Here is a 6,468-nt window from a genome sequence, read left to right as displayed (position 1 = left end):
AGCGTAGCCCGTAGCACGCCGACCTTGCCCACACAAGCGCAAGCGAAGTGTGGGCAAGGGCACGCCCAAAAAAATATCATCAAAAAAATAGTTCTGTTTTTTAGCTTACTACTGCGGTATAATTTTCAGGTTTTGGGCGAGGTCCAAGAATACGCTCTACATCCTCTCTAAAAATTACTTCTTTTTCTAACAACTGTTTTGCAATAGCATGCAATCCATCAATGTGCGTTCTAATTAAGCGTTTAGCTTCTTCATAAGCTTCTTCAGCAATGTTTTTAACTTCTTCATCAATTATTTGGGCTGTTCTTTCGCTATAGGGCTTTTGAAAAGCATATTCAGATTGACCTGTGGAGTCATAGAAACTGATGTTACCTATTCTCTTATTTAAGCCGTATATGGCTACCATAGCATAAGCACGTTTGGTTACTCGCTCCAGGTCGCTAAGTGCCCCTGTGGATACTCTACCGAAAACAATTTCTTCTGAAGCACGTCCGCCCATGATGGCACAAAGTTCATCTTTGATTTGCTCTTCGGTAGTAATCAATTTTTCTTCGGGTAAATACCAAGCTGCCCCTAGAGAGTTTCCGCGGGGAACAATTGTAACTTTGACTAATGGATTAGCATAGGGTTTAAGCCAACTTACTAGGGCGTGCCCTGCTTCATGATAAGCGATTACTTTTTTCTCTTCTGGGGAGATAACTTTATTTTTCTTTTCAAGTCCACCGATTACTCGGTCTATGGCATCTAAGAAGTCTTGTTTGTCTACAACTTCTTTGTTTTTACGAGCTGCAAAAAGGGCTGCTTCATTGCAAATATTGGCAATGTCTGCCCCTGAAAAACCTGGGGTTTGAGCTGCTAAAAAGTCAACGTCTAAATTAGGGTCATATTTTATTTTTTTGAGGTGGACTTCGAAAATTGCTTTTCTTCCTTTAATGTCAGGCAGTTCTACGGGAATTTGGCGGTCAAAGCGGCCAGGTCTGAGTAAGGCACTATCTAGCACATCAGGGCGATTGGTAGCGGCCATTACGATAATTCCTGAATCTGTTCCGAAGCCATCCATTTCTACTAAGAGTTGGTTGAGAGTGCTTTCTCTTTCATCATTACCGCCTAAAATTTGACTGCGCCCGCGAGCTCGCCCTACGGCATCTATTTCGTCAATGAATATAATGCAAGGTGCTTTTTCTTTGGCTGTTTTGAAAAGATCTCTTACTCTTGCTGCACCTACGCCTACAAACATTTCTACAAAATCAGAACCACTTAGACTGAAAAAAGGTACTTGAGCTTCACCTGCTACTGCTTTTGCTAATAGCGTTTTGCCTGTGCCTGGAGGACCTACTAATAACGCTCCTTTGGGAATTTTGCCGCCTAAACGAGTAAATTTTTTGGGATTTTTGAGAAATTCTACAATTTCTTGTACTTCTTCCTTAGCTTCATCTAGTCCTGCTACGTCTGCAAAGGTTACTTTGACCTGGTTGTCTTGGTCAAAGAGCATGGCTTTGTTCTTGCCGATATTGAATATTTGACCTCCTCCCCCTGCACCCACTCTGCGAAATAGCAAAAACCATAGTGCCACAGTAATTCCTATGAAAATCAACCAAGAAACTACCGTGTTGACCCATTGACCCCTTGTTTCTGTTTTATAGGGTATTTTCTTTTCTTTCAAGTACTCTTCAAACTTTTCTGCCGATACAATTTTAAAGTGCATATTGGGGGTAGGTTCTCCCATAAAATTCGTGTGTGTAGCGTACTTACGGTACTTTTCTAACTGTACAGCCTTAGTGGTCAGGTACACTTCTACTAGTTCATTATTCACAATCACTACCTTTTCTACTAGTCCTTGTGCAACTAATTCATCACTAAACATTTGATAAGAAATTTCACGGTTTGCCGTGTTTGTATTAAACATGGTAAGTTGCACCAGCACCAATATCATGATAATGATGCCGTATATCCAGTATATAGCTTTGCTTGCCTTTTTGTTTTTTTGAGGATTAGGTGTATTCTCTGACATATCAAAATTTTTTATTCAAATTAGATACCAATAGGATTTTTTAAGAATGCCTACTAAATAACACACAAATATCTTAAAAAATTCTGACACTAACACTGTCAAATTTTCATTTTGGCTGTTTTTGCAGAATTTATGTGTTTCTGCTTCTTTTCTTGAAATATTACATTGTGTTAATACAAAAGTACTACATTTGCATTACTATATGTTTGTTTCACTTATGAAGTTAAGCATAATCTCAATTCTGCTTGCTTTTGTTTTCGTACAAGGTGCAATAGCCCAAATTAGCAGTATTGCATCAGTAAGAGCAGCGCATGCTAGTCTACCTCCAAACGGTACAGGCAGCGCTGTAACTGTAACGGGAATTGTAATGAACGGTTCTGAACTAGGGAACATTCGCTACATTCAAGATGGTACAGGAGGAATTGGAGTATATGGCACAAGCTCTATGGTAACTTCTTTACAAAGAGGAGATAGTATTATTGTATCAGGTACGGTTAAAAATTTTAACTCTCTACTAGAAATTGATCCTGTAACTTCTGTAACCGTTGTAGCTACTAACAGACCTTTATATGCCCCTGTTAATTTTAATCTACCCTTTACACCTGCTTATGCTGAAGCTTACGAAGGAATATTAGTACGTCTCAATGGTGCTACTTCTATCACAACTACCAGTGGAAGCTCTTTTACTAGCTTTGCAGGCAATACTAACTACCGCATAAACGGGGATCCTAACTATATTTTGAGAGTAAATAGTGCTTCCACAGGTCCAAATGGAATTGTAGGAAAAACGCCCCCCAGCAGTAACTATGATGTTATTGGAATAATGAGTCAATTTAGTCCTTCAAGTACAAGCACAGGATACCAACTTTTACCTCGCCTGATTGATGATTTTGTTATACCTGTTCCTTTCATAACTATCAATCCTTGGGCAAGCAATATCACTACAACCAGTTTCACTGTTAACTTTACTACACAGAACCCAGGTAACACCGTTGTAGAATACGGACTTACTCCTGCATTAGGTTCATCGGTAAGTAGCAGTACTTTAACCACTAACCACAGCATTAACATTACAGGTTTAACTCCCGCAACCGTGTACTATGTAAGGGCTTCCTCTACTAACTCTCATGGAACTTCTACTTCACCTATCGTACCTTTAATTACTGCATCTAACTCTTCGGGTACAATCAAAGTATACTTTAACAATAGTGTGAACACTACTTATGCGTTCCCTGGCAATAGTGCTACTGTTTTACCAAGTGCTATTGATGATACTATTATCGCTTACATTAACCGTGCAAAATACTCTATTGATATTGCTATCTACAATTGGGGTAATGTAGGTATTTCAAGTATCAGTAACGCAGTCAATACTGCTTATGCTAATGGTAAACAAGTAAGGGTAATATATGATGGCAGTACAACTAGTGCAGGCATATCTGCACTAAGCAGTGCCATTCCTAAATTAGCCAGTCCGACTTCTTCTAGCTACGGTATAATGCACAATAAATTTATCATCATTGATGCAAACTCTGCTGACCATAACGATCCAATTGTGATTACAGGTAGTACAAATTGGACTGATGATCAAATTAACAATGATAAGAATGCACTTGTCATAATACAAGACAAAAGTTTAGCTTTGGCTTACAAAATGGAGTTTGAGGAGATGTGGGGTAGCAACACAACCACTCCTAATCCCTCTGCATCAAAGTTTGGTCCTTTCAAAAGTAATAACACTCCTCACCATTTTAACATAGGCGGTAAGTTGGTTGAATTATATTTCTCTCCATCAGACAATGTAACTAGTAAATTGATTGAAACTATTAACAGTGCAAACGAAGATTTTCAAGCAGCTACTATGCTTTGTACAAGAAGTGATATTGCGAATGCAATTAAAAACAAACACTTATCTTTATTAGCTAACGGTGATAGCTGCTCTGCTGTAATTCTAAATGATACCGCTAATGCTAGCGGTCCTTATTTTACTATGTATTCAGGATTAGGTAAAAGACTCAAAATTTACAACGAGAATAGCTTTATTATGCATCATAAATACCTAATAGTAGATGCTTCTAATCCTACAAACGATCCTTTGGTTTGGGTAGGTTCCCACAATTGGACAAACTCGGCTGAAACCAGAAATGATGAAAATACTCTGATTATCCACGATTACTGGATAGCTAACCAGTTTTATCAAAATTTTGCATCTATATTTAACGCCAGCACACCAACTTCACGCACAGCATGTGTATATCCATACATTACATCTATGTCTACAAGTGATAACAAGCCTAGTCCGCAAAATGTAGAGATATATCCCAATCCTACTACGGGACAAATTACGCTCAACATCAATAATATCAAAGGTGAAATTTTACAATATGGGATTTGGGATGTACAAGGTAGAAACGTTATTTTATCTGAACCTATACGTTACTTAGGTATTTATCAAGTACAGTTAGATATTTCTCATCTTCCACAGGGAATATATCTCATTAGAGTACAACAAGGTACTCAGTTATCTACTTACAAAATTTTATTGAGTTATTAAATTGCTTTAGCGTCAATTAGATTTTTGAATTTTTAAGTATCATAGTAGTGGGCAAAATAAAAACCCCACTACTTTTTTATTTTGTAAAACCTTGAAAACCAAAATTTTAAAAGTTTTTTAATAAAAAAAAGAAACTTAGGTACACAATGTATTGTAAAAGATGCTATATTTGCAATAGTATTTAGTGTAATTGTGCTATGTGTAAATTATCTAAAAAATTAAAAGTCTTTCTTACTCTGCTGCTTATTGTGTTTATAGAACCTGCTTTAGCGCAGGTAAGCTTGACAGCAACAGGAGGAACGCTCACAGGAACTTATGCTACTTTAGGCGCGGCGTTCAGTGCTATCAATGCAGGTACACATCAAGGTGCTATTACCATTAATATCAATGGTAATACTAGCGAGGGTGCAACACCTGCAACCTTGAATGCAAGCGGCTCAGGTTCAGCTAGCTACACAAGTGTAACTATTAGACCTACTGTAACAGCTACCATATCAGGTACTCCCCCTGCTAACCGCGGCGTAATTGAGCTTATTGGCGCAGACAATGTTACTATTGATGGAGATATCATCCCAGGCGCTCCCGTGAATAGAGATTTAACTATTATCAACGCAAACCCTCACAGCACGAATAATACAGCTGTTATTCGTCTAGTGGGTAGCTCTACTGTAGGCAACTGTTCAAATAACACTATTCAAAACTGTGTAATTATAGGAAACTTTGACGCTACTTCGCTCTATACGACTAGCAACTACCATGCAGGGATCTACGCTGCAAATGGAAGTACTACACCTACTATCACTAACACTAGTACAAGCGGTATAGACTATGATAATCTTACTATTCATAACAACGAAATTAGAAAAGCATATGTAGGAATTGCGGTACGCTCCTCAAGTAGCACAACAGGCGTCAATGATAATCTAACTATTACAAATAACATAATAGGTTCTAACATTCCTTCTGAATACGTAGTATTTAGAGGTATTCACTTAGAAAATATTAACGGAGGTAATATCAGTCAGAATGAAATCTTTAATATTCGCCTATCTGCATCAGTAGGAACAAGCAACGCCGGTATTGACCTATTTGGTACAGGTACAAATAACGTAAATATCACGCGTAACAAGATATGGGGAGTAGCTTCCCCAAGTTCAAGCGGATGGGGTGCGTACGGTATTAATGCCACTGCAGGTACGAATACAACTATTGCAAATAACGTAATTTACGATATCACTACCACACATTATTCTCCTATTTCCCAGACTTTTAATGCTTTTGGTATTCGTTTAGGCGGTGGCACAGGATACAAGGTATGGTACAATAGTGTTCATATTTATGGTGATTACAGTAGTGGTCCTACCACGACAGGCTCCGCATCTGCTGCTTTATGTGTAACATCAACAACGGTTACTGGAGACATTCGTAATAATATTTTTGCAAATAAACTTACTGCTTCAGGTAGTACAGGTACAAAAGAACACAAAGCAGTATGGTTTCCTACTGGCTTTAACTTTACTACCGTAACCATTAACCACAACTCTTACAACATACCTGCTGCTACCGCAGGAACAGAGCATTTTGTGGGTAAAGTAGGCACAGCAACGGGAACTGGTAATTCTAATAACCTTGCCCAATGGCAAACTACTACAGGGCAGGACGCAAACTCCGTACCTGCGGCAAATACCAACGCACCTTTTACTGCTGATAATGACCTGACTATTCCCACCAATACTAATACACCTATTGAGTCTGGTGCTACTCCTGTAGCAATTACTATTGATCACGATGGATTCACACGCCCTAAGCCAGGTTTAAATCCCAACCTTGCCCCTGATATAGGCGCTTATGAATTTGACGGATTAAATGGAGTTGCTAATGATGTAGGAATACTTAACCTTGT

At 38.5% G+C, this 6,468-nt stretch carries 3 protein-coding genes; 2 read left to right on the top strand and 1 reads right to left on the bottom strand.

Going from position 1 to position 6,468, the window contains the following annotated elements; all coding sequences use genetic code 11:
- Window positions 1-100 precede the first annotated feature (100 nt).
- Window positions 101-2,011 carry an ATP-dependent zinc metalloprotease FtsH gene (ftsH, locus tag NZ519_10745; GenBank protein MCS7029227.1) on the bottom strand — a complete coding sequence of 637 codons (1,911 nt, stop codon included), beginning with the start codon at window positions 2,009-2,011 and terminating at the stop codon, window positions 101-103.
- Window positions 2,012-2,228: 217 nt separating this feature from the next.
- Here ftsH and NZ519_10740 point away from each other — a divergent pair, with 217 nt between their 5' ends.
- On the top strand, window positions 2,229-4,565 hold the full coding sequence (locus tag NZ519_10740) for a phospholipase D-like domain-containing protein (protein MCS7029226.1): 2,337 nt from the start codon (window positions 2,229-2,231) through the stop codon (window positions 4,563-4,565).
- A gap of 197 nt (window positions 4,566-4,762) precedes the next feature.
- Window positions 4,763-6,468: hypothetical protein (locus NZ519_10735; GenBank protein MCS7029225.1), on the top strand; the 1,706-nt coding region annotated here is incomplete at its 3' end.

It is taken from the genome of Bacteroidia bacterium (genome assembly GCA_025056095.1).
Taxonomy (GTDB): domain Bacteria; phylum Bacteroidota; class Bacteroidia; order JANWVE01; family JANWVE01; genus JANWVE01.
Note: the sequence above shows the minus strand (reverse complement) of the source record. Positions and strands in the feature narration are given on the sequence as shown.

Excerpts from the sequence above, each read along its gene's own strand:
- ftsH (MCS7029227.1), bottom strand. The coding sequence starts at position 2,011 with ATGTCAGAGAATACACCTAATCCTCAAAAAAACAAAAAGGCAAGCAAA.
- NZ519_10740 (MCS7029226.1), top strand. The coding sequence starts at position 2,229 with ATGAAGTTAAGCATAATCTCAATTCTGCTTGCTTTTGTTTTCGTACAA.